The 25,850-nt window shown below is 72.4% G+C and carries 21 protein-coding genes; 3 read left to right on the plus strand and 18 right to left on the minus strand.

Going from position 1 to position 25,850, the window contains the following annotated elements:
* Positions 1 to 11: 11 nt before the first annotated feature.
* The 9 genes from DIZ27_RS06735 to rimP all read right to left on the minus strand — a co-directional run bounded on the left by DIZ27_RS06735 (position 12) and on the right by rimP (position 12,107).
* On the minus strand, positions 12 to 965 hold the full coding sequence (locus DIZ27_RS06735; protein ID WP_109377389.1) for a bifunctional riboflavin kinase/FAD synthetase: 954 nt from the start codon (positions 963 to 965) through the stop codon (positions 12 to 14).
* Between the two features lie 164 nt (positions 966 to 1,129).
* A complete protein-coding gene (locus DIZ27_RS06740) occupies positions 1,130 to 4,639 on the minus strand; it encodes a trypsin-like peptidase domain-containing protein (protein ID WP_258308272.1) in 3,510 nt (1,169 codons plus the stop codon).
* A 322-nt stretch (positions 4,640 to 4,961) separates the two neighbouring features.
* Positions 4,962 to 5,867 (minus strand): tRNA pseudouridine(55) synthase TruB, encoded by a 906-nt coding sequence (truB, locus tag DIZ27_RS06745; RefSeq protein ID WP_109377390.1) that lies wholly within the window; start codon positions 5,865 to 5,867, stop codon positions 4,962 to 4,964.
* The gene (rbfA, locus tag DIZ27_RS06750) at positions 5,864 to 6,310 is read right to left on the minus strand and encodes a 30S ribosome-binding factor RbfA (protein ID WP_109377391.1); all 447 of its coding nucleotides are present in this window, start codon (positions 6,308 to 6,310) and stop codon (positions 5,864 to 5,866) included. Before rbfA ends, truB begins: the two co-directional genes overlap by 4 nt.
* Before the next feature lie 65 nt (positions 6,311 to 6,375).
* Positions 6,376 to 6,669, minus strand: coding sequence for a DUF503 domain-containing protein (locus DIZ27_RS06755; protein WP_109377392.1), 294 nt, complete (start codon positions 6,667 to 6,669; stop codon positions 6,376 to 6,378).
* 327 nt (positions 6,670 to 6,996) lie between these two features.
* Positions 6,997 to 10,035, minus strand: a complete 3,039-nt coding sequence (gene infB, locus DIZ27_RS06760; RefSeq protein WP_109377393.1) for a translation initiation factor IF-2 — start codon at positions 10,033 to 10,035, stop codon at positions 6,997 to 6,999.
* Positions 10,036 to 10,185: 150 nt separating this feature from the next.
* The gene (locus tag DIZ27_RS06765; protein ID WP_109377394.1) at positions 10,186 to 10,479 is read right to left on the minus strand and encodes a YlxR family protein; all 294 of its coding nucleotides are present in this window, start codon (positions 10,477 to 10,479) and stop codon (positions 10,186 to 10,188) included.
* Positions 10,480 to 10,581: 102 nt separating this feature from the next.
* The gene (nusA, locus tag DIZ27_RS06770; protein ID WP_109377395.1) at positions 10,582 to 11,568 is read right to left on the minus strand and encodes a transcription termination factor NusA; all 987 of its coding nucleotides are present in this window, start codon (positions 11,566 to 11,568) and stop codon (positions 10,582 to 10,584) included.
* Positions 11,569 to 11,570: 2 nt separating this feature from the next.
* Positions 11,571 to 12,107 (minus strand): ribosome maturation factor RimP, encoded by a 537-nt coding sequence (rimP, locus tag DIZ27_RS06775; RefSeq protein WP_109377623.1) that lies wholly within the window; start codon positions 12,105 to 12,107, stop codon positions 11,571 to 11,573.
* Positions 12,108 to 12,321: 214 nt separating this feature from the next.
* Between rimP and DIZ27_RS06780 the strand changes: the two genes are divergently transcribed.
* The 3 genes from DIZ27_RS06780 to DIZ27_RS06790 all read left to right on the plus strand — a co-directional run bounded on the left by DIZ27_RS06780 (position 12,322) and on the right by DIZ27_RS06790 (position 14,333).
* Positions 12,322 to 12,891, plus strand: coding sequence for a hypothetical protein (locus DIZ27_RS06780; RefSeq protein WP_109377396.1), 570 nt, complete (start codon positions 12,322 to 12,324; stop codon positions 12,889 to 12,891).
* 3 nt (positions 12,892 to 12,894) lie between these two features.
* Complete coding sequence (locus DIZ27_RS06785) at positions 12,895 to 13,359, plus strand: ferritin-like domain-containing protein (protein ID WP_109377397.1); 465 nt, start codon at positions 12,895 to 12,897, stop codon at positions 13,357 to 13,359.
* A gap of 62 nt (positions 13,360 to 13,421) precedes the next feature.
* The gene (locus DIZ27_RS06790; protein WP_109377398.1) at positions 13,422 to 14,333 is read left to right on the plus strand and encodes an aminoglycoside phosphotransferase family protein; all 912 of its coding nucleotides are present in this window, start codon (positions 13,422 to 13,424) and stop codon (positions 14,331 to 14,333) included.
* 89 nt (positions 14,334 to 14,422) lie between these two features.
* Here DIZ27_RS06790 and DIZ27_RS06795 read toward each other — a convergent pair whose 3' ends face one another.
* The 9 genes from DIZ27_RS06795 to DIZ27_RS06835 all read right to left on the minus strand — a co-directional run bounded on the left by DIZ27_RS06795 (position 14,423) and on the right by DIZ27_RS06835 (position 25,849).
* Positions 14,423 to 16,123, minus strand: a complete 1,701-nt coding sequence (locus DIZ27_RS06795; RefSeq protein WP_109377399.1) for a proline--tRNA ligase — start codon at positions 16,121 to 16,123, stop codon at positions 14,423 to 14,425.
* Positions 16,124 to 16,197: 74 nt separating this feature from the next.
* Positions 16,198 to 16,764, minus strand: a complete 567-nt coding sequence (locus DIZ27_RS06800) for a GNAT family N-acetyltransferase (RefSeq protein WP_109377400.1) — start codon at positions 16,762 to 16,764, stop codon at positions 16,198 to 16,200.
* Between the two features lie 98 nt (positions 16,765 to 16,862).
* Positions 16,863 to 17,711 (minus strand): GNAT family N-acetyltransferase, encoded by an 849-nt coding sequence (locus DIZ27_RS06805; protein WP_109377401.1) that lies wholly within the window; start codon positions 17,709 to 17,711, stop codon positions 16,863 to 16,865.
* Between the two features lie 142 nt (positions 17,712 to 17,853).
* A complete protein-coding gene (ispG, locus tag DIZ27_RS06810; protein ID WP_109377402.1) occupies positions 17,854 to 19,011 on the minus strand; it encodes a flavodoxin-dependent (E)-4-hydroxy-3-methylbut-2-enyl-diphosphate synthase in 1,158 nt (385 codons plus the stop codon).
* A gap of 248 nt (positions 19,012 to 19,259) precedes the next feature.
* Complete coding sequence (locus tag DIZ27_RS06815; RefSeq protein ID WP_181383430.1) at positions 19,260 to 20,552, minus strand: RIP metalloprotease; 1,293 nt, start codon at positions 20,550 to 20,552, stop codon at positions 19,260 to 19,262.
* 8 nt (positions 20,553 to 20,560) lie between these two features.
* Positions 20,561 to 21,823, minus strand: coding sequence for a 1-deoxy-D-xylulose-5-phosphate reductoisomerase (gene dxr, locus DIZ27_RS06820; RefSeq protein WP_109377404.1), 1,263 nt, complete (start codon positions 21,821 to 21,823; stop codon positions 20,561 to 20,563).
* An 88-nt stretch (positions 21,824 to 21,911) separates the two neighbouring features.
* Complete coding sequence (locus DIZ27_RS06825) at positions 21,912 to 23,900, minus strand: acyl-CoA dehydrogenase family protein (protein WP_109377405.1); 1,989 nt, start codon at positions 23,898 to 23,900, stop codon at positions 21,912 to 21,914.
* Between the two features lie 102 nt (positions 23,901 to 24,002).
* Complete coding sequence (locus DIZ27_RS06830; RefSeq protein WP_109377406.1) at positions 24,003 to 24,737, minus strand: ABC transporter ATP-binding protein; 735 nt, start codon at positions 24,735 to 24,737, stop codon at positions 24,003 to 24,005.
* Positions 24,734 to 25,849, minus strand: coding sequence for an ABC transporter permease (locus tag DIZ27_RS06835; protein WP_109377407.1), 1,116 nt, complete (start codon positions 25,847 to 25,849; stop codon positions 24,734 to 24,736). Before DIZ27_RS06835 ends, DIZ27_RS06830 begins: the two co-directional genes overlap by 4 nt.
* Between the last annotated feature and the right edge of the window lies 1 nt (position 25,850).

The following is a 25,850-nucleotide window of genomic DNA, read 5'->3' on the forward strand; positions in this document are numbered from 1 at the left end:
CCGCCCGGGGGCTACGCCTTCCCGGCGGCGGCCACCAGGTCCGTGCAGCGCCTGACGTCCACGGCCATCTGCTCCATCAGATCCTCCAGGGTGTCGAACCTGGCCTGGCCGCGGACGAAGGCGAGGAAGTCGACGGCGACGTGGAGGCCGTAGAGGTCCAGGCCGACGCGGTCGATGGCGTAGGCCTCGACCGTGCGCTCGGTGCCGTCGAACTGCGGGTTGGTGCCGACGGAGATCGCGGCCGGCATGGCCTCGCCCTGGGCGTGCAGCCAGCCCGCGTAGACGCCGTCGGCGGGGATCGCGGTGTGCGGGAGCGTCTCGACGTTGGCCGTGGGGAAGCCCAGCTCGCGACCGCGCTGGGCGCCGCGGACGACCACGCCCTCCACCCGGTGCGGGCGGCCCAGGATCTCGGCGGCGCCCTCGACGTCGCCCTCGGTGATCAGGCGGCGGGTGAGCGTGGAGGAGAACGGCTCGCCGCCGCCCGCCTCGCCGGTGACGTACAGGTCGACGACCTCGACCTCGAAGTCGTAGACCTTGCCCTGCTCGGTGAGGAATTCCACGGTGCCCGCGGCCCGGTGGCCGAAGCGAAAGTTGGGACCCTCGACGACCGCTTTGGCGTGCAGCCTGTCGACCAGGACCTTCCCCACGAATTCGGCCGGTGACAGCTTCGAGAACTCCGTGGTGAACGGGAGGATCAGGACCGCGTCCACCCCCAGCTCGGCCATGAGCTCGGCGCGGCGGTGGTGCGGGGAGAGCAGCGGCGGGTGGCTGCCGGGGCGGACCACCTCGCTGGGGTGCGGGTCGAAGGTGACGACGACCGCGGGGACGCCCAGTTCCCGGGCCCGGTCCACGGCATGCCGGATGATCAACTGGTGTCCGCGATGGACTCCGTCGTAGGAGCCGATGGTGACGACGCTGCGCCCCCAGTCCTGGGGGATGTCCTCCAAGCCACGCCAGCGCTGCACTGTGCCTGCTCCTTGTCGAAACCTTGTCGAGCCGAGTCCGTGGACTTCTCCTGCGCAGGTCTAAGGGTGCCATGCCGACCGCCGTCGCCCCGCATCGGCATGGGTGCTGTGACGGGGTCCACCGACTGGCACGGCCCATCACGCCCGGCACGGCCGACAGCGGCTCAGGCGGGGATGCCCGCACCCGCCAGGTTCTCGATCGTCCGGCGGGTGCCGGGGCCCACCACGGCGGCCCACTCCTGGGGCGCGTCCGCCAGCCAGTGGGCCAGGGCGGCGGCGAAGCCCGGCACCCGCCGCCCCAGATCGACCAGACCGCTGTCGAAGTGGGCGGCGCCGTCGGGGGTGCGGACGAGGAGCAGACCGGTGCGGTGGACGAGCTCGCGCGCGGTGGCGCCGGAGCAGCGGGCCGCGGCGCCCAGCACCGCGGCCAGGACGGCGGGGTCGGGTGCGCGGGTGAGGAGCGGATCCAGCAGTTCGCGGCGCAAGGGCCGGGAGGCGGAGGTGCCAGGCTCGGCGAGGACACCGGCGAGGGCGGCCCGCAACGGCTGCGGGCCGCCCTCCAGCAGGCCGGCGAGCAACGGCAGGAGTACGTCGTGGTCGGCCGTCTCCTGGGTCAGGCGGCGGCCCGCGTACGCGGCCAGCTCGCCCGCGAGGTCCGGCCGCTGTTCCACCGCCGTCCGCAGGAGCGCGGCGACGCGGGGGGCCAGGGCGGGCGTGGTGGCGTCGGCGAGGGTGTGCAGCGTCTCGCGCGCGTCCGTGTGTGCGAGCCTCGCGCGGAATGCTTCGAGGACGGGCTCCGGGTGTGAGGCGAGGGCACCGGTCAGCGCGCTAGGCGGGAGGTGCGGGTCACCGGCCGCGAAGTGTTCCAGGGCCCGCGGGAGGTGGCGGTCCCTGCTGCTCGGGTCCTGGACGAGGAGGGCGAGCGCGCCGCCGTGCAGGGGCCGGTCGGCGGTGCGCAACAGCAGGGCGATGGCCGCGTACCGCAGCAGGGTGCGGTCGGTCACGTCACGGGCGTGCGGTGCGGCCCGCAGTCCGTAGGCCACGGCTGCCGCGCGGCGTGCGGGCCGCTCGTCGCGCGCCCAGCGGTCGACGGCCCTGCACATCGCCGAGGGGTCCTCCTCGGCCAGCACGGTGAGCAGTTGCCCGGCCCGCCGGTGCGCGCTGTCGGCGAGCACCTCGGTGAGAGTGTCCGGGGCGCGGTGCCGGTGGGTGTGCAGCAGTGCCTGCGCCGCCGTGGCGACGGTCGCGTGCGGGGTGGCGGGCAGCGGCCGCTCGTCCTCGAACCACCGCACGAGGTGCGGGAGTACGGCGACGGGGTCGGCGGTGAACAGGCGGGCGGCGGCGTCCAGGAAGCGGGAACCGGTCTCGCCCGGGGGACCGTCGGCGTGGACGAGTCGGCGCAGCAGCTCGAAGCCGGTCTCCAGGGGCAGCGGGAGAGCCGTCCAGAAGGCCGGTCCCAGCTCCCTCGGCATCCTCCGCCGCTGCTGCCGCCAGGCCACGATCCGGTCGGCCAGCAGCCGGAGCACCTCGGTGTAGGGCGTCGCGTCGGGCACGCGTGCGAGGGTCTCGGTGAGCAGCCGGGCGGCCCACCAGGAGCCGGAATCGGCGTCGAGGGCGTGCACCAGGTCCGCCAGCCGGGAGGCGAGCGGGCCGGTGCCGTGGTGACGGGCGAGCAGCAGCATGGCCTGGACGACGGGGCCGATCCGGTGGTGCGGGACGGGGAGGCGGTCGGTGCCGGGGCCGGTGGCGTGGTCGTGGTCGTGGTCGTGGTGGCGATGGTCGTGGACCAGGACGCGCAAGGCCGCGTCCAGGTCGAGGTGGGTGCCGTGGAGCCAGTCGGCGAGTTCCTCGTGGGCGAAGCGGTAGCCGGTCCCGGCCGGGACGAGGATGCCCTCGGCGAGTACGGCGGAGGCCCAGCCGGTGCCACCGCCGAGCCGGGCCGGGGCGGGCCCCCACGGGAACACCTCCTCGAACGCCTCCCGGCCCAGCTCGCCCTGTCCGGGGCCGAGACTGCGCCGGGCGGCCTCGTGCACCTGCCCGGAGACCCTGGCGGCCAGCCGCCGTACGGCGGTGCCGCGCAGTCCGCTCTCGGCGGCGAGGCGCACGGCCACGCGCAGGCACATCAAATCCAGGTGGGCGGAGAGGACGTCGTGGCGGTCGGCGCGGGCGTCCGGGGCCTGCGGGGCGTCGGCGAGGGCGGCCCGGACCTCCGAGAGCAGCCGGAGGGTCAGCGGGTGCCGGGAGTCGGCCGGGGAGCCCTCCGGGATGCCGTAGCGGGCACGCGCGTGGATGGCCTCCTGGGCGGTCAGGTCACCGAGGCGCACGCACGCGGGGAGGTCTTCGGCGGTGGCTCCGTCCTGGTGCCCGCCCTGGCGCTCGCCCCGGTGTCCGCCTCCGTCTCCGCCCCGGTGCAGCAGGTCCGCGGGGAGGAGCGCGCCCGCACTCTCCCAGTACTCCGCGCGGCACCCCACCACCAGCCGCGCGCCCGTCCTCCGCAGCCAGCGCGCCGTCCCGTCGGTCCACCGGGCGAGGCGGTCGGCCAGGGCGGACGGCATCTCCTCCGGGCCGTCGAGCAGGACCAGCAGGGGGCGGCCGGCGGTGCCGGCCAGTGCGGCGAGGCGTCCCGGGCCGGTGTCGCCGAGGCCTTCGGGGCCGCCCGGGAACGGGGTGCGGGAGGCTGCCACGATACGGGCGGCCCGGTCGAGTGCGCGGTGGGCCGCGTTCGCGACGGAGAGGTCGTCGTCCCGCAGATCGGCGCCGCGCAGCCACAGCGTGGGCAGTCCGGCGCGGTGGCGGCGGGCGGCGAGCGCCGCGAGTTCCGTCGTACGGCCGCTGCCGGGCGGTCCGACGAGGCCGAGCACCGCGGCCCGGCCGCGCTCGAACGCGGCGAACTCCGCGGTCGTGGCCGCCCGCTCCACCGGCACCACGCCTCCGGGGGCGAGGGCGCCCGACGGGCCGTCCTGCCCGACCGAGGTGGCGGTGAGTTCCAGGACGCCGGCGACATTGAGGTCGGTGCCGTACGCCGGGACCGTCGCCGCGTTCTCGGCGAGCAGTTCAGCGAGCGGGCTCCGGGCGGGGCGGAGCGGCACGGCGAAGCCGACGTCGCGGCTGCCGGACCGGAGGGCCGTGCCGAGGACGCCGAGCACGGCGCCGGTGGCGGCGTCGAGCACCGGGCCGCCGGCCGCTCCGCCGCCGGGGCGCAGGGCGTCGCGGCCGGTGGTGCCGATGGCGAGCTCCAGCGCGTCGTCGAGGGGGTGGCAGCGGTCTGCGGCCGTGTACGTCACGGTGGTCGTGCCCAGTACGCGTGCCTCGCGCCAGCATCCGGCGGCGATCCGCACATAGGTGCCGCTCTCGACGCGGTTCCGCGTGGCGACGGGCAGTGGAGCGGTGCCGAGCCCCTCGCTGCGGACGAGGGCGAGGCCGAGCTCGGGCAGCGGGGTGACAGCGTCGGCGCTCACCACTCGGTGGCGGTCGCCGGGGGCGTGCAGGACGAGGCGGGGCAGGCCGTCGACGGCCTCGTGGCTGGTGATCAGGGTGCCGCGGTGGTCGGCGGGGAAACCGAGACCGCGCGGACGGCCGGCGAGGTCGTGGATGCGGACGAGGACGTCGCCGGGTGGGTGCTCCCCCGCCGTCCGGGCGGGCTCCCGCCCCACCGGACCGTTGCGCGACGTCATCGTCGAGCCTCCCCGCCGTGCCTTCGTGCCGTGCTCTCGCCCTGCCGTGTTCTCGAGATTCTCGAGACTCTCGAGGTTCTTGAGGTTCTTGAGGTTCTCGACAGTAAGGCCGGAATGATCAGCGGGGTAGCTCACTCGACGAACGCGCCCCCTTCCACTCCCCCGGTTCACTCCGAGCGCCCGCACTTACGGGTGAATGAACGGGCCCGGATGGACAGACCCTTGGGGTGGGGGGACCGAGGGGGACCGTGGAGCGGCGGCATGTCCATCCCCGTGCCGCCGCTCCACGGCGGGAACACACCGTCAGCCGTCCGTCCCGGCGTCAGGTGAAGACGGCCAGGCTCTTGGCCTTGCCCCTGTGCTGCTCGACGAGGGCGAGGAACCGGCCCTCGGGGCCGAAGACGGCCACCGGACCGGCTCCCGCGTACTCCTCGGGCATCTCCAGACGCACACCGTTGGTGAGCAGCCGGGCGCGCCGGGCGTCGACGTCCCAGCGCGGGAAGGCCAGGGCCGCGGCTTCGGCGATCGGCAGCACGGTCAGCTCCCGCTGGTGCTGCTCGAGGGTGCGGGCCGCGTCCAGCTTGTACGGACCGACACGGGTGCGGCGCAGCACCGTGAGGTGGCCGCCCACGCCCAGGCCGGCGCCCAGGTCACGGGCGAGGGCACGGATGTACGTACCGGAGGAGCAGACGACGGAGACCACCAGGTCGAGCACCGGGGTGCCGTCCTCGGCGACGGCCGGCCGGACGTCGTGCACGGCGAACGAGGAGACGGTGACCGGCCGGGCGGGGATGTCGAACTCCTCGCCTTCCCGGGCCCGTTTGTAGGAGCGCACACCGTCGATCTTGATGGCGCTGACCTTGGACGGCACCTGCATGATGGCGCCGGTCAGCTTGGCGACGCCGGCGTCGACGGCCTCGTGGGTGACCCCGGAGGCGTCGGTGGACGAGGTGATCTCGCCCTCGGCGTCGTCCGTGAGGGTGTTCTGCCCGAGCCGGACGGTGCCCAGGTACTCCTTCTCGGTCAGCGCGAGGTGGCCGAGGAGTTTGGTCGCCTTCTCGACGCCGAGGACGAGGACGCCCGTCGCCATCGGGTCGAGGGTGCCGGCGTGGCCGACGCGCCGGGTGCGGGCGATGCCGCGCATCTTGGCGACCACGTCGTGCGAGGTGAAGCCCGACGGCTTGTCGACGATGACAAGGCCGTCGGGCGTGGTGTGCTTCTGGGTCATTCGGCGGTGTCATCCGTCTCGTCCTCGGGCTTGCGGTACGGGTCGGCCCCGCCCGCGTACGTGGCGCCCGCGGACGCCTCGCGCACCTTGGCGTCGGACTGGCGCGCCTTGTCGAGGAGGTCCTCGATGTTGCGCGCGGTGTCCGGGAGCGCGTCCATGACGAACGCCAGGGTCGGCGTGAACTTCACGCCCGCCGCCCGGCCCACCTCGGAGCGCAGGATGCCCTTGGCGCTCTCCAGGCCGGCCGCGGCGGCCTTGCGCTCCTCCTCGTCCCCGTACACCGTGTAGAAGACGGTCGCCTCCCGCAGGTCACCCGTGACCCGGGTGTCCGTGATGGTGACGTGGGTGCCGAGCCGCGGGTCCTTGATCCCGCGCTGCAGCTTCTGGGCCACCACCTCTCGGATGAGGTCCGCCAGCCTTTTCGCCCGCGCGTTGTCGGCCACTGGTCCGTCTCCCGTTCTTTCCTGTCTGAGTGGTCGGAACTCCGGGTCCCCGGAGCCTGGATCCGTCAGTCGTCCTCGCCGTGGAAGCGCCGTCTGACGGACAGCAGCTCCACCTCGGGTCGCCCGGCGACCAGCCGTTCGCACCGGTCCAGTACGTCGGTCAGGTGCGCCGCGTCGCCGGACACCACCGCCAGGCCGATGACCGCCCTGCGATAGAGGTCCATGTGGTCCACCTCGGCCGCGCTCACCGCGTACTTCCGCTGGAGTTCGGCGACGATCGGGCGGACGACGGAGCGCTTCTCCTTCAGCGAGCGAACGTCGCCGAGGAGGAGGTCGAAGGACAGCGTCCCCACATACATGTACAACCGGTTCACCCGCCGGTACGGGATCGACGTCCCCGCCGTCCGTGGTGGGCGGGGACATCAGAACCGTACAACGAAGGGGCGAGTCCGATCGACGGATATTGCGCTCCGTGGCTCCAGTGCCCCGGCAGGCAGCGTTCGCCCGTCAAGGAGCGGCGTCATGGGGGTGCCCCCTGCTCGAGCGAAGCCGAGAGCTTGGGGGCGCGTGCCGGGCGTCGCGACGGGGCGAACGCTGCCTGTTGGGGCACTGGGCCCCCGGACACACGGACCGGCCGGCGGAACCATGTGTCCAAGGGCCCGCCGGCCGGTGTGCACCGTGGGGTGTTACGCCCGCGGCTTCTCGCGCATCTCGTACGTCGCGATGACGTCGTCGACCTTGATGTCGTTGAAGTTTCCGAGGTTGATACCGCCCTCGAAGCCTTCGCGGATCTCGGTGACGTCGTCCTTGAAGCGACGCAGACCGTCGATGTTGAGGTTCTCCGCGATGACCTTGCCGTCGCGGATGAGGCGCGCCTTGGTGTTGCGCTTGACCTCGCCGGAGCGGATGAGAACACCCGCGATGTTGCCCAGCTTGGACGAGCGGAAGACCTCGCGGATCTCCGCCGTGCCGAGCTCGACCTCTTCGTACTCCGGCTTGAGCATGCCCTTGAGGGCCGCCTCGATCTCCTCGATCGCCTGGTAGATGACCGAGTAGTACCGGACATCCACGCCTTCGCGCTCGGCCATCTGCTGTGCCCGCCCGGCGGCGCGCACGTTGAAGCCGATCACGATGGCGTCCGAGCCCATCGCCAGGTCGATGTCGGACTCCGTGACCGCACCGACGCCGCGGTGCAGGACGCGGATGTCGACCTCTTCGCCGACGTCCAGCTGGAGCAGCGAGGACTCGAGGGCCTCGACCGATCCGGACGCGTCACCCTTGATGATCAGGTTCAGCTGCTGGACCTCGCCGGCCTTGAGCACCTTGTCCAGGTCCTCCAGCGACACGCGGCGCGTGCGCTTGGCGAACGCGGCGTTGCGCTCACGGGCGGCGCGCTTCTCGGCGATCTGACGGGCCGTACGGTCCTCGTCGACGACGATGAAGTTGTCGCCCGCACCCGGGACGTTGGTCAGGCCCAGGACCTGGACCGGCGTCGACGGGCCTGCCTCGGCGACGTTGTTGCCGTTGTCGTCGAGCATGGCGCGCACGCGGCCGTAGGCGTCGCCCACCACCATCGTGTCGCCGACCCGCAGGGTGCCTCGCTGGACGAGGACGGTCGCCACGGCACCACGGCCGCGGTCGAGCCGGGACTCGATCGAGATGCCCTGCGCGTCCTGCGCCGGGTTGGCCCGCAGGTCGAGCGAGGCGTCGGCGGTGAGGACGACGGCCTCCAGGAGGCTGTCGATGTGCAGACCCTGCTTGGCGGAGATGTCGACGAACATGGTGTCGCCGCCGTACTCCTCGGCCACCAGGCCGTACTCGGTCAGCTGACCGCGCACCTTGGTCGGGTCCGCGCCCTCGACGTCGATCTTGTTGACCGCGACGACGATCGGGACGTCGGCCGCCTTGGCGTGGTTGAGCGCCTCGACCGTCTGCGGCATGACGCCGTCGTTGGCCGCGACGACCAGGATCGCGATGTCGGTCGACTTCGCACCGCGGGCACGCATGGCGGTGAACGCCTCGTGACCCGGGGTGTCGATGAAGGTGATCCGGCGGTCCTCTTCGTTGACCTCGGTCGTGACCTGGTAGGCACCGATGTGCTGGGTGATGCCGCCGGCCTCGCCCGAGGCGACGTTGGTCTTGCGGATGGCGTCGAGCAGGCGGGTCTTGCCGTGGTCGACGTGACCCATGACGGTGACCACCGGCGGACGGACGACCAGGTCCTCCTCGGAGCCCTCGTCCTCGCCGAACTCCAGGTCGAAGGACTCGAGCAGCTCGCGGTCCTCCTCCTCCGGGCTGACGATCTGAACCGTGTAGTTCATCTCGTCGGCGAGGAGCTGGAGCGTCTCGTCGGAGACGGACTGGGTCGCGGTGACCATCTCGCCGAGGTTCATCATGACCGCGACGAGCGACGCCGGGTTGGCGTTGATCTTCTCCGCGAAGTCGGTGAGCGACGCACCGCGCGACAGGCGAATGCTCTCGCCGTTGCCGCGAGGCAGCATCACGCCGCCGACCGACGGGGCCTGCATGGCCTCGTACTCCTGGCGCCTCTGCCGCTTCGACTTGCGGCCACGACGGGCCGGACCGCCGGGACGGCCGAAGGCGCCCTGCGTACCACCGCGGCCACCGGGACCGCCGGGACGGCCACCGAAGCCGGGACGGCCACCGCCGCCGGCGAAGCCGCCGCCACCACCGGGACGACCGGCGAAGCCGCCGCCACCACCGGGACGACCAGCGCCACCGCCGCCGCCCGGACGGCCGGCGAAGCCGCCGCCGCCACCGGGACGACCGGCGCCGGGACGGCCGGCGCCGGCCGGGCCACGGCCGCCGGGGCCGCCACCGGGACGGGGACCGGCAGCCGGACGCTGCGGCATCATGCCGGGGTTCGGACGCGGGCCGCCGGGGCCGCCACCGGGACGGGGACCGCCCTGCGGACGCGGCATCGAGCCCGGGGTGGGACGCTGCCCGCCCGGAGCCTGCGGACGCGGACCGCCGCCACCCTGGCCGCCGGGGGCCTGGGGACGGGGGCCGGCGCCGGAGGCACCGGGACCGCCGGGACGCGCGCCCTGCGGGCGGGGCGCCTGCGGGCGGGCCATACCGGTGGAGCCACCGGAGGTGAAGGGGTTGTTACCCGGACGCGGACCGGCCGGGCGTGCACCCGGACGCTGACCGCCGCCACCGGGGCGCTGACCCTGACCGGCCGGGCGTCCGCCCTGGCCGCCCTGACCCTGGCCGCCGGGGCGACCGCCGGGCTTGGGGGCGCCGGGACGCGCGCCGGGCTTCGGCCCGGACGGAGCCGGGGAGGGAGCCTGCGCGGCCGGCGGGGCCTGGAACTCCGGAGCCGCCGGTGCCGGACGCGGCGCGGGCCGCGGGCCCGGCGTCGGACGGGGACCAGGGGTGGCCGGAGAGGGCGCCGACGGGGCCGCGGGCTGCTGGGCCGCGGCGGGCTTGGGGGCCGGCGGCTTCGGGGCAGCCGGACGAGCCGCCTGCGCCGGTGAGGGCGCGGCGGGCCTGGGGGCCGCCTTCCGGGGGGCGCCGGGCTTCGCGGCGGACTTGCCGTTGCCCCCGCCCTGCTGGAAGGCGTCGGTCAGCTTGCGTACTACGGGCGCTTCGATCGTTGAAGACGCCGAACGGACGAATTCACCGAGTTCCTGGAGCTTGGCCATGACGACCTTGCTCTCCACACCGAACTCCTTGGCGAGTTCGTAGACCCGGACCTTAGCCACTTCGCTCCTTTGAGGTCCGGGTTGCGTCCGGACCGTCGCTAGTTCATGGGCGTACTCATCGCGTACTCATCGAGTGCTCATCGCAATCTCGACCTGCTTTCGACTCGCGAGGTACCAGACCGTACGGGGGGTTCCGCACGGCATGTCTTCTTACGGATTGCTCTCACAACCCTGTGCCTGCTCGACGTAGTGGCGCAACGCCTTTACGTCGAGCGGTCCCGGGACGCGGAGCGCCCGCGGAAACGCCCTCCGGCGCACCGCCTGGTCAAGACAGACCGGGACGGGGTGCACATAAGCACCCCGGCCGGGCAGCGTACCGCGTGGATCCGGGACGCACGCGTCCTCGATCGCCACGATCCGCAGCAGCTCTTTCTTGACCGCTCGCTCCCGGCAGCCCACGCAGGTTCGCTCGGGGCATACGCGGATAGGTGTCCGGCCAGACACTCCTCAGTCTACCTCCCCGGACCGACCTCACCCCTTTGGGGCAAGAATCGAACAGATGCCGCCAGCAAGACTGTCGTGATCTCAGCGGGCGGGGGCTCGGATCTATTCCCCGGGCTGTTCCGTGTCCGGTCGGATGTCGATCCGCCAGCCGGTCAGGCGGGCGGCCAGGCGGGCGTTCTGCCCCTCCTTGCCGATCGCCAGCGACAGCTGGTAGTCCGGCACCGTCACCCGGGCGGACCGGGCGGCCAGGTCCACGACCTCGACCTTGGAGACGCGGGCCGGCGACAGCGCGTTCGCCACCATCTCGGCCGGGTCGTCCGACCAGTCGACGATGTCGATCTTCTCGCCGTTCAGCTCGCCCATGACGTTGCGCACGCGGCCGCCCATCGGGCCGATGCAGGCGCCCTTGGCGTTCAGCCCGGACCGGGTGGAGCGGACGGCGATCTTCGTACGGTGGCCGGCCTCACGGGCGATGGCGGAGATCTCCACCGAACCGTCGGCGATCTCCGGCACCTCCAGGGCGAAGAGCTTCTTCACCAGGCCGGGGTGCGTACGCGACAGGGTGACCGACGGGCCTCGCACGCCCTTCGCCACCCGGACGACGTAACTGCGCAGCCGCATGCCGTGCGGGTAGGTCTCGCCCGGCACCTGCTCCTGCACCGGCAGGATGGCCTCCAGCTTGCCGATGTCGACCAGGACGTTCTTCGGGTCACGGCCCTGCTGGACCACGCCGGTGACGATGTCGCCCTCGCGGCCCGCGTACTCGCCGAGCGTCGCGTCGTCCTCGGCGTCGCGCAGGCGCTGCAGGATGACCTGCTTGGCCGTGGTGGCCGCGATGCGGCCGAAGTCGGACGGGGTGTCGTCGAATTCGCGGGCCTCCTGGCCCTCTTCGAGGTCCTCGGGGTCCTCCTTCGCCCACACCGTCACATGTCCGGATTCCCGGGCGAGTTCCACGCGCGCGTGGCGGCGGCTTCCCTCGGTGCGGTGGTAGGCGATGAGGAGGGCCGATTCGATCGCCTCGACCAGCAGGTCGAGGGAGATCTCCTTCTCCCGTACCAAGAGCCGAAGGGCACTCATGTCGATGTCCACGGTTACGCCTCCTCTTCCGTCTCGTCGTTCTTGTCGTTCGCGCCGGTCGTGCCGGTCTTGTCGTCCTTGCGGTTGAACTCGACCTGGACGCGCGCCCTGTTGATGTCGTCGAAGGCGAGTCTGCGCGCGGTGGCCTTGCGGCCCTTGACCCCGGGCACCTCGAGGTCGATGCCCTCGTCGTCGACCCGCAGGATCCTGGCGACCAGTTCGTCGCCCGCGGTCAGCCGGAAGCTCACCAGGCGGCCCGTGGCACGCACGTAGTGCCGGTGCTCGGTGAGGGGGCGCTCCGCGCCCGGGGTGCCGACCTCGAGGGTGTACTCCCCGCCGCCCATCGCGTCGGTCTCGTCGAGTTTCGCCGAGAGCGCGCGGCTCACATCGGCGATCCGGTCCAGGTCCGCACCGGTGTCGGAGTCGACGACGACGCGCAGCACACGCTTGCGGCCGACCGCGTCCACGGCGATCTCCTCGAGATCGAGGCCCTGCGAGCTGACGAGCGGTTCCAGAAGTTCTCGAAGCCTCTCGCTCTGGGTGCTGCTCATCCGGGTGACTCCTCGGCCGCGTGTGCTGTTGTGGGACGGTGCGCGTGTCTGGTCAAAGGGTATCCGGTCGCGGGGGGTGATGCCGTCCACCCGCTCACGGAGGGTGCCGCTGACCATCGCCGGGCGGATGCACGGGTACCGTGATCACGGGCCTGTGGCCCTCCTTCCGTTCTTTCCGTCGCCACGTTCGTACGAGCCCCCGAGGACGTCTGCCGTGCCGTTCCCCCATGCTCCGCGCGCCCGCTCGGGACCGCGCAGAAGGAGCCTGTTCGCCGTCGCCTCGACGGCCCTGCTCGTGACGGGCTGCTCCAGCGGGTCCGAGAGGCCCGACACCGCCGCCGGCAGTCGTCCCTCGCCGGCCGAGCGGGTACGCGCGCGTGCGGCGGGCGACAGCAGGGAGCTGGCCGAGCGGTACGACGCCGTGATCGCGGCGCACGCCGGGCTCGCGCCGCGGCTGCGTCCGCTGCGCGAGGAGGTCGTACGGCACGCGAAGGCCTTCGGGAGCACGGCGACGTCCACGGCGTCGGCGGGGGCGGCGGGGCCGCAGGCGTCGCCGGGGTCTCAGGCGTCGCCGTCCCCCTCCGGGGCCCAGCGGTCCGCCTCGCCGACGGCCTCCGGGCCCGCGACGGAGAAGGACGCCCTCGCCGGGCTCGCCGCCGCGGAGCGGGAGATCGCCGACCGGCGCCTGGAGGAACTGCTGGACGCGCCGGCCGAGCTGGCCCGGCTTCTGGCCTCGGTGGCGGCGGCCGGGGCGGCGCACGTGTATCTGCTGACGAAGGGGTGACGGGTGAGCGAGGCGAAGGACCGGGGACTGCGGGCGCTCCAGGCAGCCCTGGCTGCGGAGCACGCGGCGGTGTACGGCTACGGGGTCGTCGGTGGGCGGATCGCGAAGGAGCGCCGTACGGAGGCGCGCGCGGCGTACGACGCGCACCGCGTGCGCCGGGACGCTCTGGTGCGCGAGGTGAAGGACACGGGCGGCGAGCCGGTCGTGGCCGCCGCGGGCTACGCGCTGCCGTTCCCGGTGCCGGACGCGGCCGCGGCGGTACGGCTCGCGGCGGAGCTGGAGCACCGGGTGGCCGGGGTGTACTCGGACCTGGTGCGCGCGAGCCGTGGTGAGCGGCGCCGTGCGGCGGCCGAGGCGCTGCGGGAGGCCGCGGTGCGGGCGGTGCGCTGGAGCGGGGAGAGCGTAGCCTTCCCTGGGCTCCCCGAGCGGGCCGACCCTGCCTCGGGGGCTCCGATGCCGGCGGCATGACGGGGCTGCGGGCCGAAAGCGGCGGCAGGCATCGCTCACAGCACGAAGGGAACTACTCGCGCATGGTCTTCGAACCGCCGCAGCGCCTGGTGAGGGCGCTCGGTGAGACGGCTCCCGACGGTGCCCGATGGCTGGAGAAACTGCCCGAGGCGGCACGCGAGGCCGTCGCGGTGCGCGAGCTGACCGTGGAACGGGTGCAGGTGCCCGGGGGGCGCAGCAGCCTGGTGGTGCTGGTGCGGACGTCCGACGGCGGCCCCGCGGTGCTGAAGCTGGCTCCGGCGAGGGCCCGGCCGGAGAGCGAGCGGGCCGCGCTGGCCCACTGGAACGGTCTGGGCGCGGTCCGGTTGCTGGAGCCTTCCCCGCCCGCCGACGGCGCGCTGCTGCTGGAGCGGCTGCATCCGGATGTCTCGGTGCGGTCGCTGCCGGAGGCGAAGGCGCTGCTGGAGGCGGCCGGGACGCTGCGGCGGCTGTGGGTCGAGCCGCCCTCGGGCGATGCCGCCCATCCCTTCGAGACGGTGGCGGAGCGGACCGGCCGGCAGGCCGAGGCCATGCGGGCGTCCGCCGCGGGCGACCCGGAGGTGAGACCACTGGTGTCGGCGGCGCTGGCGGTACGCGAGGAGCTGCTGGCCGGACCGCCCGAGCACCGGCTGCTGCACGGCACGTTCCGGCAGAGCAAGGTGCTCTCCGGCGAGCGGATGCCGTGGCTGGCGGTGGGTCCGGACCCGCTGGTCGGGGAGTGCGCCTTCGACCTGGCCCGGCTGGTCCGCGACCGGGTGGAGGACCTCGTCGCCCAGACCTCCGGCGCGGCGACGACCCGCCGCCGGGTGAAGCGTCTCGCGGAGTCCCTGGAGGTCGATCAGGAACGTCTGCGCGGCTGGACGCTGTTCCGCGCGGTGGAGTCCGGCGTACGCGCCCGCCGCGTGGGCCGCGACCAGGACGCCGAACTCCTCCTGGAGTTCGCGACCTGGCTCTGATCCCACGCCTGCCGCCCCACCCGCCGCCTGGACGGGTCCCGGAAGGGTGCCCCGCGCGGTAGTGGTTCCGCGCGGGGCCACCGGGTGGGTCAGGCCGTGAGGCGGGCGATGGCCTCGTCGACGGTGAGTTCCTCGCGTTCGCCGGTACGGCGGTCCTTCAGCTCGACGACGCCCTCGGCGGAGCGGCGGCCGGCGACCAGGATCTGCGGGACGCCGATCAGCTCGGAGTCGGTGAACTTCACGCCCGGGGAGACACCCGCGCGGTCGTCGACCAGGACGCGGACCCCGGCGGCGGCGAGCTTCTGGGAGACCTCGAGGGCGAGTTCGGTCTGCAGCGCCTTGCCGGCGGCGACCACGTGGACGTCGGCCGGGGCGATCTCCTTGGGCCAGCACAGGCCCTTGTCGTCGGCGGTCTGCTCGGCGAGGGCCGCCACCGCGCGGGAGACGCCGATGCCGTAGGAACCCATGGTGACGCGGACCGGCTTGCCGTTCTGTCCGAGGACGTCGAGCTTGAGGGCGTCGGCGTACTTGCGGCCCAGCTGGAAGATGTGGCCGATCTCGATGGCGCGGTCGAGCCGGAGGCCGGTGCCGCACTTCGGGCAGGGGTCGCCCTCTTCGACCACCACGACGTCCACGTACTCGTCGACCTCGAAGTCGCGCCCGGCGACCACGTTCTTGGCGTGGGTGTCGGCCTTGTTGGCGCCGGTGATCCAGGCGGTGCCCGGTGCCACCCGCGGGTCGGCGATGTAGCGGACCTTCTCCAGGCCCTGCGGGCCGACGTAGCCGCGGACCAGGTCGGGGCGGCCGACGAAGTCCTCGGCGGTGACGAGTTCGACGGCGGCCGGGGCGAAGTGCGCCTCGACCTTGCCCATGTCTACCTCGCGGTCCCCGGGAACGCCCACGGCGACGATCTCGCCGCCGACCTTGACCAGCAGGTTCTTCAGCGTGGCCGAGGCCGGGACGCCGAGCGAGGCGGCGAGGGTCTCGATGGTGGGGGTGTCGGGCGTCGGGATGTCCTCGGCGGCCGGGACCGCGGAGCCGTCGACGGGCCGCACCTCGTAGGAGACCGCCTCGGTGTTGGCGGCGAAGTCGCAGTGCGGGCAGTCCGCGAAGACGTCCTCGCCCGCCTCGGCGGGGGCGAGGAACTCCTCGGACTTGGAGCCGCCCATCGCACCGGCGGTGGCGGCGCAGATGCGGTAGTCGAGGCCGAGGCGCTCGAAGATCCGCTGGTACGCCTGGCGGTGCAGGGCGTACGACTGGGACAGCCCCTCGTCGTCGAGGTCGAAGGAGTAGGAGTCCTTCATCAGGAACTCGCGGCCGCGCAGGATGCCCGCGCGGGGGCGCGCCTCGTCGCGGTACTTGTTCTGGATCTGGTAGAGGATCACCGGCAGGTCCTTGTAGGAGGACGCCTGGTCCTTCACCAGGAGGGTGAAGATCTCCTCGTGGGTGGGGCCGAGGAGGTAGCCGCCGCCCTTGCGGTCCTGGAGGCGGAACAGTTCGGGGCCGTACTCCTCCCAGCGGCCGGTCGCCTCGTAGGGCTCACGCGGCAGGACGGCGGGGAGCAGCACCTCCTGGGCGCCGATCGCGTCCATCTCCTCGCGGACGACGCGTTCGACGTTGGCGAGCACCTTCTTGCCGAGCGGCAGCCAGCTCCAGATGCCGGCGGCGGTGCGGCGCACATAGCCGGCCCGGACGAGGAGCTTGTGGCTGAGGACCTCGGCGTCCGCCGGGTCGTCGCGCAGCGTCTTTGCCATCAACTGGGACATGCGCTGGACCGGTGCGTTCGCCATGGTTCTCGTACTCCTGCTGCGTCTGGGTGATGAGACAGGAGGTTAGCCGGGTGGGACGGGGCGGTGGAAATCGGTTACGGGCGCCGGAGTGGCAGAGGTGCTCCCATCACGGCGTACGGCTTGGGGGCGCTGGGGAAATGGACCCGGCGGGCGAGGTCCTCGTACCCCAGGGAGCGGTACAGGCCGCGGGCGGGGCTCTCGATGTCGATGGCGGAGAGGATCGAGCGGGGTTCGTCGGCCCCGTCGGTGATCGTGGTGATCAGGGCGCGGCCGATGCCGTGCTTCTGGTGGCGCGGGTGGACGTGCAGTTCGGTGATGACGAAGGAGTCGTCCAGCCAGTGGTCCCGGCCCTGGGCGCGCAGGTAGGGCTCGACGACGGTGGACCACCAGTGGGCGCGGTCGTTGGGCATGCCGTAGACGAAGCCGACGAGACGGCCTGTGCGGGTGGCGCCCAGGGCTCTGGCTCCGTGCAGGGTCATGTGGCGCAGCACGATCTGCCGGCGTACGGCCACCTCGTCAGGGCCGAGACCGAACGCCGCCGCCTGGACCGCCAGTGCCTCGTCGACGTGGGCGGTGAGGTCGAGGGGGCCGATCACGATGTCGTCGGGACGGGGGTGCCCGTGACCGGGAAAGCGCAGCATGCCGGGGAGACTACAGGGCGTCGGCACGGGCCGGGACCGCGCGGCGGACCGCACTTCGGGGCCGGGGCGCAGGGCTCGGGGCCCTGGGCGGCCCCGGTTCAGAACAGGACGCTCATGAACGCGCCGACCTCTTGAAAACCCACCTTCTGGTAGGTCCGGCGCGCGGGGGTGTTGAAGTCGTTGACGTAGAGGCTGGCCACGGGGGCGACGTCCGCGAGGGCGTAGCGGAGCACGGCCGCCATGCCGGGGGCGGCCATGCCCCTGCCCCGGTGTTCGGGGGCCACCCATACGCCCTGGATCTGGCAGGTCCGGTCGGTGGCGGCGCCGATCTCGGCCTTGAAGACGACCTTGCCGTCGGCGTCGAAGCGGGCGAAGGCGCGTCCGGCTCCGACGAGTTCGGCGACCCTGGCCTGGTAGAGCAGGCCGCCGTCGCCCGCCAGGGGGGAGATCCCGACTTCCTCGGTGAACATCGCCACGCAGGCCGGCATGATCTTTTCCATCTCGTCCTTGCGGACGCGGCGGACGGAGGAGTCCGGGGCGATGGTGTCGGGCAGCCGGTCGGTGACCATGAGGGGCTGGTGGGCGCGGACCTCCCTGGCGGGGCCCCACTGGGGTTCGAGCAGCCGCCACAGGTCGGCGGTGGGTGCCGCGGGGCCGACGACCGAGGAGCAGCGGCGGCCGGCCCGGCGGGCACGGTCGGCGAAGGCGCGGACGGCCCGGGGGGTGGCGCAGATGGGGACCAGGTTGGCGCCAGCGTAGCAGAGGGACGTGAGCATGCCGCCCTCGTACCAGCCCCACATCTCACCGCCGAGCCGCCATGGGTCCAGGCCCGCGACCTGCACCCGGGATGTCACGAAGGCGTTCGCCACCGGCTCGCGGTCGAGGACGGCGAGGGCGGCGTCCAGGTCACTCGGTTCGAGGACCCGAGAAGTGGTCTGCGTCAACACGCGCGGGGGGCCTCACACATTTGGGTCTGCTGGCTTCCGCACTGTACCTGCCGAATTTGTGTGCTGCCGCCCCGCGGTGGGGAAACGTTTCCTGCCCGGGGCGTCCCGGGCAGGAACGGCCTGACCAGCCGGGTCGACCGGGTCAGCCGGCGACCGAGATCTGTGGTTCGCCGGAGGCGATGCCGTCGGCCTGCATCCGCTCGGCGATCTTCATGGCCTCCTCGATCAGCGTCTCCACGATCTTCGACTCCGGCACGGTCTTGATCACCTCGCCCTTCACGAAGATCTGCCCCTTGCCGTTGCCCGAGGCGACGCCGAGATCGGCCTCGCGGGCCTCCCCCGGACCGTTGACCACACAGCCCATCACCGCCACCCGCAGCGGCACGTCCATGCCCTCCAGCCCGGCGGTCACCTCGTCCGCCAGCTTGTACACATCCACCTGCGCCCGCCCGCAGGACGGACAGGAGACGATCTCCAGACCCCGCTGCTTGAGGTTCAGCGACTCCAGGATCTGCAGCCCCACCTTGACCTCCTCGGCCGGCGGCGCCGACAGCGAGACCCGGATGGTGTCCCCGATCCCCTGCGCGAGCAGCGCCCCGAACGCGACCGCCGACTTGATGGTGCCCTGGAACGCCGGGCCCGCCTCGGTGACCCCCAGGTGCAGCGGGTAGTCGCACCGCGCGGCCAGCTGCCGGTAGGCCTCCACCATCACCACCGGGTCGTTGTGCTTCACCGAGATCTTGATGTCCCGGAAGCCGTGCTCCTCGAACAGCGACGCCTCCCACAGCGCCGACTCCACCAGCGCCTCCGGGGTGGCCCGGCCGTGCTTCTGCAGCAGCCGCCGGTCCAGCGACCCGGCGTTGACCCCGATCCGGATCGGCGTGCCGTGGTCGTTGGCCGCCTGCGCGATCTCCTTGACCTTGTCGTCGAACTGCTTGATGTTGCCGGGGTTCACGCGGACGGCGGCGCAGCCGGCCTCGATGGCCGCGAACACGTACTTGGGCTGGAAGTGGATGTCCGCGATCACCGGGATCTGCGACTTGCGGGCGATGACCGCCAGCGCGTCCGCGTCGTCCTGGGTGGGGCAGGCCACCCGCACGATCTGGCAGCCCGACGCGGTCAGCTCGGCGATCTGCTGCAGCGTCGCGCCGATGTCGGAGGTGCGCGTGGTGGTCATCGACTGCACCGACACCGGCGCGTCCCCGCCCACCGCCACCGACCCCACCTGGATCTTCCGGCTCTTGCGGCGCGGGGCCAGGGTGATCGGAACGGACGGCATGCCGAGAGAAATCGCAGTCATCTGCTGTGCAACCCCAAGTCGTGGATCAAGGTCCGGCTCCCGGTGAGCAGCGGGCTCCGCGGTCCGAGATTACGGCACGGGCATCGGCCTGAGCACATCCCGTCCGTAAACCCACCCAAAGGGCGATGGCCCGGAACGAAAGGGTTCCAGGCCATCGTGAACGGCGGATGTCCGGCGGATTCGCACCCGGTGGTGAGGCGGGGGCACGTACCGGTCCGTCCGGTCCCGTCCGGTCCGGTCCGGTCCGTCTAGGAGATCCGTATCGGGTTCACCACGTCCGCGACGAGGACGAGAAGCGTGAAGCAGACGAAGATCCCGGCCACCACGTAGGCCACCGGCATCAGTTTCGCCACGTCGAACGGGCCCGGGTCGGGGCGGCGCAGCACCCTGGCGAGGTTGCGGCGCAGCGACTCCCACAGGGCACCCGCGATGTGCCCGCCGTCGAGCGGGAGCAGCGGGAGCATGTTGAACAGGAACAGGGAGAGGTTGAAGCCCCCGAGCAGCATCACGAACATGGCCATCTGCTGTGAGGCGGGGATCTCGAGGGTGGCGATCTCGCCGCCGACCCGGGCCGCTCCGACGACGCCCATCGGGGAGTCCGGCTCGCGCGGACCGTCGCCGAAGGCCGCGTCCCACAGGGCGGGGACCTTGGACGGCAGGGCGGCGAGGGAGTCGACGGCGTCGCCGACCCGGTCGGTCATCCAGACCACGGAGTCCCCGAAGTCCTGTTTGACGACGCCGGTGGCCGCGCTGAAGCCGAGGAAGCCGGCCTTGACGTACTCACCCTCGACGTAGGCCCCGTTGGAGTCCTTCTTGGCGACCTGGTTGGTGGCGATCTTCGCCTGGAGGGTGACCTCCTGGCCGTCGCGGTCGACGACGATCGGCACGGCCTTGCCGGCGCTGTCGCGGATGAGGTCGGAGAGCGTGCCCCAGTCGTCGGTCCTGACCCCGTCGAACGCGACGATCTTGTCGCCCGCCTCCATGCCGGCCGCCGCGGCCGGGGACCGGGGGTCGGACTTCACGCACTCGTCGCGGTTCTCGCTCTGCGAGATGACGCACGGGGAGACCGAGCTGACGGTGGTGGTCTGCTGCTGGATGCCGAAGCCCATCAGCACGGTGAGGAACAGCACCACCGCGAGGATCAGGTTCATGAACGGGCCCGCGAACATCACGATGACCCGTTTCCACGGTTTACGTGTGTAGAACAGGCGTTTCTCGTCGCCGGGCTGCAGTTCCTCGAAGGCGGCGGAGCGGGCGTCCTCGATCATGCCGCGCCACGGCGAGGTGGAGCGGGCCTCCAGCCGTCCGTCGGCGCCGGGCGGGAACATACCGATCATGCGGATGTAGCCGCCGAACGGGATCGCCTTGACGCCGTACTCGGTCTCGCCCTTGTGCCGGGACCAGAGAGTCGGGCCGAAGCCGACCATGTACTGGGGGACCCGGATGCCGAAGAGCTTGGCGGTGGACAGGTGTCCCAGCTCGTGCCAGGCGATCGAGAGCAGCAGGCCGACCGCGAAGACGACTATGCCGAGGATGAACATCAAGGTCGTCATGCACGCGCCTCCGCGCTCGCCGTACGGGCAGTCAGTTCCCGGGTCCTCGCTCGCGCCCAGGTCTCCGCTTCGAGGACGTCGGGGACAGTCAAAGAGGTTCCCGTTCGCGGGGTGCCGTGCTCCTCTACCACCCGGGTGACGGTATCGATGATCCCGTTGAACGGCAGCGCGCCGGCGCGGAACGCCTCCACGCACTCCTCGTTCGCCGCATTGAACACCGCCGGGGCGGTGCCCGCGAGCCCGCCCACGTGCCGGGCCAGGTTCACCGAGGGGAACGCCTCGTTGTCGAGGGGGAAGAACTCCCAGGTGGACGCCTTGCTCCAGTCGAAGACCGGGGCGGCGTCGGGCACCCTTTCGGGCCAGCCGAGGCCGATGGCGATGGGCCCGCGCATGTCGGGGGGCGTCGCCTGGGCCAGTGTCGATCCGTCCGTGAACTCAACCATCGAGTGGACATACGACTGCGGATGTACGACGACCTCAATGCGATCGAAGGGAATGTCGTACAGCAGGTGGGCCTCGATGACTTCGAGGCCCTTGTTGACGAGGGTGGCGGAGTTGATCGTGATCACCGGGCCCATGGCCCAGGTGGGGTGGGCGAGGGCGTCCTCGACGGTGACGTTCGCCAGTTCGTCCCTGGTGCGGCCGCGGAAGGGGCCGCCGGAGGCGGTGACGACGAGCTTGCGCACGTCCGCGCGGGTTCCGGCGGCCAGTGCCTGGAACAGCGCGGCGTGCTCGGAGTCGACCGGGATGATCTGTCCCGGCTTGGCCAGCCCCTTGACCAGCGGGCCGCCGACGATCAGCGACTCCTTGTTGGCGAGCGCGAGGGTGCGGCCGGCCTCGAGGGCGGCGAGCGTGGGGGCCAGCCCGATGGAGCCGGTGATGCCGTTGAGGACGGTGTGGCAGTCGGAGGCGGCGAGCTGCGTGGCCGCGTCCGCTCCGGCGAGGATCTCGGGCAGCGGCTCCCCCGGCCCGTACCGCGCCGACAGCGCGTCACGCAGCGCGCCCACGACGTCCTCGCGCGCGACGGCGACCGTGCGCACCCGCAGCCGGTGGGCCTGCTCGGCGAGGAGGGAGACGCGGCCGCCGTTGGCGGACAGGCCGGTGACCCGGAAGCGGTCGGGGTTGCGCAGCACGAGGTCGATGGCCTGGGTGCCGATCGACCCGGTGGAGCCGAGGATCACCACGTCCTTGGGGCCGTCCCCCGCCACGGGGTCGTACACCAGGTGCGGGTCGGCGAGCGGAGCTGGAGCGTCGGTCATGGACCCCATTGTGTCCGGTCGCGGACACTGCCGGGGCTCCGCCCCGGCAGCTCGTGGGTCATGTCCGACGCCCCCGCCCCGGCCCACCTCAGCGGATCGGCCGGTGCGCGTTGCTCCGTGCGCTGGGGCCGGGCGTGGTGTCCGCGATCCAGGGGCCGTCACCCGAAGGGTCGAGGACACCCTGCTCCAGCCACTCGTAGGTGCCGGAGAGCACACCCTTGACGACCTTGCGGTCGATGTCGTCGGTGTTGGTCCACAGCCGGTCGAAGAGTTCGTCGACGCGGACGCGGGACTGGCGGCAGAAGGCGTCGGCGAGCTGGTAGGCCTCACGGCCGTGGTCGTCGCGGCGGCGCAGCAGTTCGGCACGGACGCAGGCGGCGCTCATCGCGAACAGTTCGGCGCCGATGTCGACGATCCGGCCCAGGAAGCCCTGTTTGGTCTCCATCCGGCCCTGCCAGCGGGACATGGCGTAGAAGGTGGACCGGGCGAGTCTGCGAGCCGTGCGCTCGACGTACCGCAGGTGCGGGGAGAGGTCGACCCCGTGCTTGAACTCCCCGTAGGTTCCGGGGAGCTGTCCCGGGCCCGCGACCAGTCTGGGCAGCCACTTCGCGTAGAAGACGCCCGCGTTCGCGCCCGCCTTCGCCTTGTCGCCCAGGGATTTCTCGGGGTCGATGAGATCGCCGGCGACCGACAGGTGGGCGTCGACGGCCTCCCGCGCGATCAGCAGGTGCATGATCTCGGTGGAGCCCTCGAAGATGCGGTTGATGCGCAGGTCGCGCAGCATCTGCTCGGCGGGCACCGCCCGCTCGCCGCGCGCCCGGAGGGAGTCGGCGGTCTCGTAGCCGCGTCCGCCGCGGATCTGGACCAGCTCGTCGGCCATCAGACAGGCCATCTCCGAGCCGTACAGCTTGGCGAGCGCCGCCTCGATGCGGATGTCGTTGCGGTTCTCGTCGGCCATCTGGGAGGACAGGTCGACCACGGCCTCCAGGGCGAAGGTGGTCGCCGCGATGAACGCGATCTTCGAGCCGACCGCCTCGTGCAGCGCCACCGGCTTGCCCCACTGCTCCCGGGCCGCCGACCACTCACGGGCGATCTTCAGGCACCATTTTCCGGCGCCGACACACATCGCGGGCAGGGAGAGCCGTCCGGTGTTGAGCGTGGTGAGCGCGATCTTCAGCCCCTGGCCCTCCTCACCGATGCGGTGGCCGGCCGGGACGCGGACCTGGTGGAAGCGGGTGACGCCGTTCTCCAGGCCGCGCAGGCCCATGAAGGCGTTGCGGTTCTCGACCGTGATGCCCTCGGAGGCCGCCTCCACCACGAACGCGGTGATGCCGCCCCGGTGGCCCTCGCTCCTGGGCACGCGGGCCATGACGACGAGGAGGTCGGCGACCACGCCGTTGGTCGTCCACAGCTTCACGCCGTCGAGGACGTAGCCGCCCTCGCCGTCCGGGACGGCGATGGTGGCGAGCCGTGCCGGATCCGAGCCGACGTCGGGCTCGGTGAGCAGGAAGGCCGAGATGTCGGTGCGGGCGCAGCGCGGCAGGAACGTGTCCTTCTGCTCCTGGGTACCGAAGATCTTCAGCGGCTGCGGGACGCCGATCGACTGGTGGGCGGAGAGCAGCGCGCCGATCGCGGGGTTGGCGGAGCCGACCAGGGCGAGGGCCTTGTTGTAGTAGACCTGCGTCAGGCCGAGGCCGCCGTACTTGGTGTCGATCTTCATGCCGAAGGCGCCGAGCTCCTTGAGCCCGGTGATCACCTCGTCGGGGATCCGGGCCTCGCGTTCGATCCGGGCTCCGTCGATCTTCGTCTCGCAGAAGTCGCGGAGTTTGGCGAGGAACTCCTCGCCGCGCTCGGCTTCCTCGTCGGCCGGTAGGGGGTGGGGGTGGATGAGGTCGAGCCGGAAGCGGCCCAGGAACAGTTCCTTGGCGAAGCTGGGCTTGCGCCAGTCCTGTTCCCGGGCGGCCTCCGCGACCTGGCGGGCCTCACGTTCGGTGACGGTGGGGCGCCCCCCAGAGTGGGGTGTCTGGGGTGTCTGGGGGGACCGGGGGGACTGGGGGGACTCGGGTGTTGCGGACATGAGGCTCACCTCGCCGCGAATCGGGGTGCCTGGACGACGGCCCGTGGGACCGATGTGCGTGATCTTGTGGGCCTGTGGGACGACTTGCGTTACTGACTGGTGCTACCCGTTCGTATGTACCTGATGTACAGCCGCCCCACCACCCTTTGTGCGTCCATTCGGCTGATATGCCGCCGCGAGGCGTCCGTCGTGGACCTCGGCGATCCGGTCGGCGGCGGCGAGCAGGGCGCGGTCGTGGGTGACCAGGACGGTGGCGGTGGCCCGTTGGTGGGTGAGCCGGGTGACGAGTTCCATGACGGCTGCGCCGCGTTCGTGGTCGAGGGCGCTGGTGGGTTCGTCGACCAGGAGCACGGTGGGGTCGTTCATCAGGGCGCGGGCGATGTTCACCCGCTGGCGCTGGCCGCCGGAGAGCTGGTGCGGGCGGCGCCCGGCCTGGTCGGCGAGCCCGACGGCGTCGAGCAGTTCCATGGCCCGGTCACGGGCGCCGCGCGGCCTTCGGCCGTCGATGTGGGCCATGACCTGGAGCTGTTCGGCGGCGGTGAGGGAGGGCAGCAGGTTCGGCTGCTGGAAGACGATGCCGATGCTGCGGCGGCGCAGGTCGGTGAGGTCGCCCCGGCTCATCCCGGTGGTGGGGGTGCCGTCGACGGTGACGGTCCCGGAGTCGGGTGCGACGAGGGTGGCGGCGACGGCGAGCAGACTGGACTTGCCCGAACCGGACGGGCCGACCACGGCGGTGAGGCTGCCCCTGGGCACGTCGAGGCCGACGCGGTCGAGAGCGGTCAGCCGGGAGTCGCCGTCGGGGTAGGTGAGGGTGATGTCGGTCAGTTCGAGGCTCATCGGGCACTCCCCAGGGCGGTCAGCGGGTCGACGGAGGTGATGCGGCGGATGGAGAGGGCGGCCCCGAGAGCGCCGAGGACGATCATCACGGCGGCGGGGACGAGGACGGTCCCGGGGGTCAGTTCGAAGGGGACGGCGGAGCCGGAGAGGGCGGCGCCGGTCGCGGCGGCGAGAGCGGTACCGAGGAGGGTTCCGCCGGTCAGCAGGACCAGGGCCTGGCTGAGGGCGTCCGCCAGCAGATTGCGTGTGGGGGCGCCCAGCGCCTTGAGGACGGCGACGTCACCGCTGCGCTGGATGGTCCACACGGTGAAGAAGGCGCCGATCACCAGTGCGGAGATTGCGAACAGGAAGCCGCGCATCAGCTGCAGGGAGCCGTTCTCGGAGGTGTAGGAGCCGATCGCGGACAGGGAGTCGTCCTTCTCGACGGTCAGGGTGCCGGCCGCCCGGTCGATGGACGCGATGTCCGCGTCCGGGCCGGTGCTCAGGGCGATGACGGTCGCGGTACGGCCGTCGGCGGCGCCGGTGTCCGCGGCGGTACCGGCGGACGGGGTGATGCCGTTCCAGGTGCCGAGCGTGGCCCACACCACGGGGGTGTGGCTGAAGGAGGCGTCCCCGCTCACCGCGGCGACGGTCAGCCGCCGGTCGGCGAGGGTGACGGTGTCGCCCGGTCCGGCCCCCAGTTCGGTGGCGGCGGTACTGGACAGCACCACCGCGCGGTCGTCGATCCGGTCGCTCTCGGGGGCGAGCGGAGAGCCCGCCGGCACGCCGAGCACCGAGACCCCGGTGGTCCGTTCCCCGGCGCTCGCCCGGGTGGTGGTGATGCCCAGCGGCTGGGCACGGGTCACACCGGGCGCCGCCGCCCAGGTCCGCCACTGTTCCTCGGTGACGGTGGAGTCGGCATACGAGAGGTCCGAGAGGTCCTGGCCGTCGGCGGGGGCGGCGAAGGCGATCCGGTCGGCCGGCAGGCCGGTCACGGCTGAGACGTTCTGCCGCGCGAGCCCCGCGGTCAGGCCGGAGAGCAGCCCGACCAGCAGGGTGATCAGCACGACCACGGTTCCCATCAGTGCGAATCGCCCCTTGGCGAACGCGAGATCCCTCCAGGCGACGAACATG

Source organism: Streptomyces sp. NWU339, from assembly GCF_003143855.1.
Lineage (GTDB): Bacteria > Actinomycetota > Actinomycetes > Streptomycetales > Streptomycetaceae > Streptomyces.

Bases quoted from the DNA above. Each gene is read 5' to 3' on its own strand.
- DIZ27_RS06740 (WP_258308272.1), bottom strand. From the start codon at position 4,639: ATGACGTCGCGCAACGGTCCGGTGGGGCGGGAGCCCGCCCGGACGGCG.
- truB (WP_109377390.1), bottom strand. From the start codon at position 5,867: ATGACCCAGAAGCACACCACGCCCGACGGCCTTGTCATCGTCGACAAG.
- DIZ27_RS06755 (WP_109377392.1), bottom strand. From the start codon at position 6,669: ATGTATGTGGGGACGCTGTCCTTCGACCTCCTCCTCGGCGACGTTCGC.
- rimP (WP_109377623.1), bottom strand. From the start codon at position 12,107: ATGAGCAGCACCCAGAGCGAGAGGCTTCGAGAACTTCTGGAACCGCTC.
- DIZ27_RS06790 (WP_109377398.1), top strand. From the start codon at position 13,422: ATGGTCTTCGAACCGCCGCAGCGCCTGGTGAGGGCGCTCGGTGAGACG.
- DIZ27_RS06795 (WP_109377399.1), bottom strand. From the start codon at position 16,123: ATGGCGAACGCACCGGTCCAGCGCATGTCCCAGTTGATGGCAAAGACG.
- DIZ27_RS06800 (WP_109377400.1), bottom strand. From the start codon at position 16,764: ATGCTGCGCTTTCCCGGTCACGGGCACCCCCGTCCCGACGACATCGTG.
- ispG (WP_109377402.1), bottom strand. From the start codon at position 19,011: ATGACTGCGATTTCTCTCGGCATGCCGTCCGTTCCGATCACCCTGGCC.
- DIZ27_RS06815 (WP_181383430.1), bottom strand. From the start codon at position 20,552: ATGTTCATCCTCGGCATAGTCGTCTTCGCGGTCGGCCTGCTGCTCTCG.
- dxr (WP_109377404.1), bottom strand. From the start codon at position 21,823: ATGACCGACGCTCCAGCTCCGCTCGCCGACCCGCACCTGGTGTACGAC.
- DIZ27_RS06825 (WP_109377405.1), bottom strand. From the start codon at position 23,900: ATGTCCGCAACACCCGAGTCCCCCCAGTCCCCCCGGTCCCCCCAGACA.
- DIZ27_RS06830 (WP_109377406.1), bottom strand. From the start codon at position 24,737: ATGAGCCTCGAACTGACCGACATCACCCTCACCTACCCCGACGGCGAC.
- DIZ27_RS06835 (WP_109377407.1), bottom strand. From the start codon at position 25,849: ATGTTCGTCGCCTGGAGGGATCTCGCGTTCGCCAAGGGGCGATTCGCA.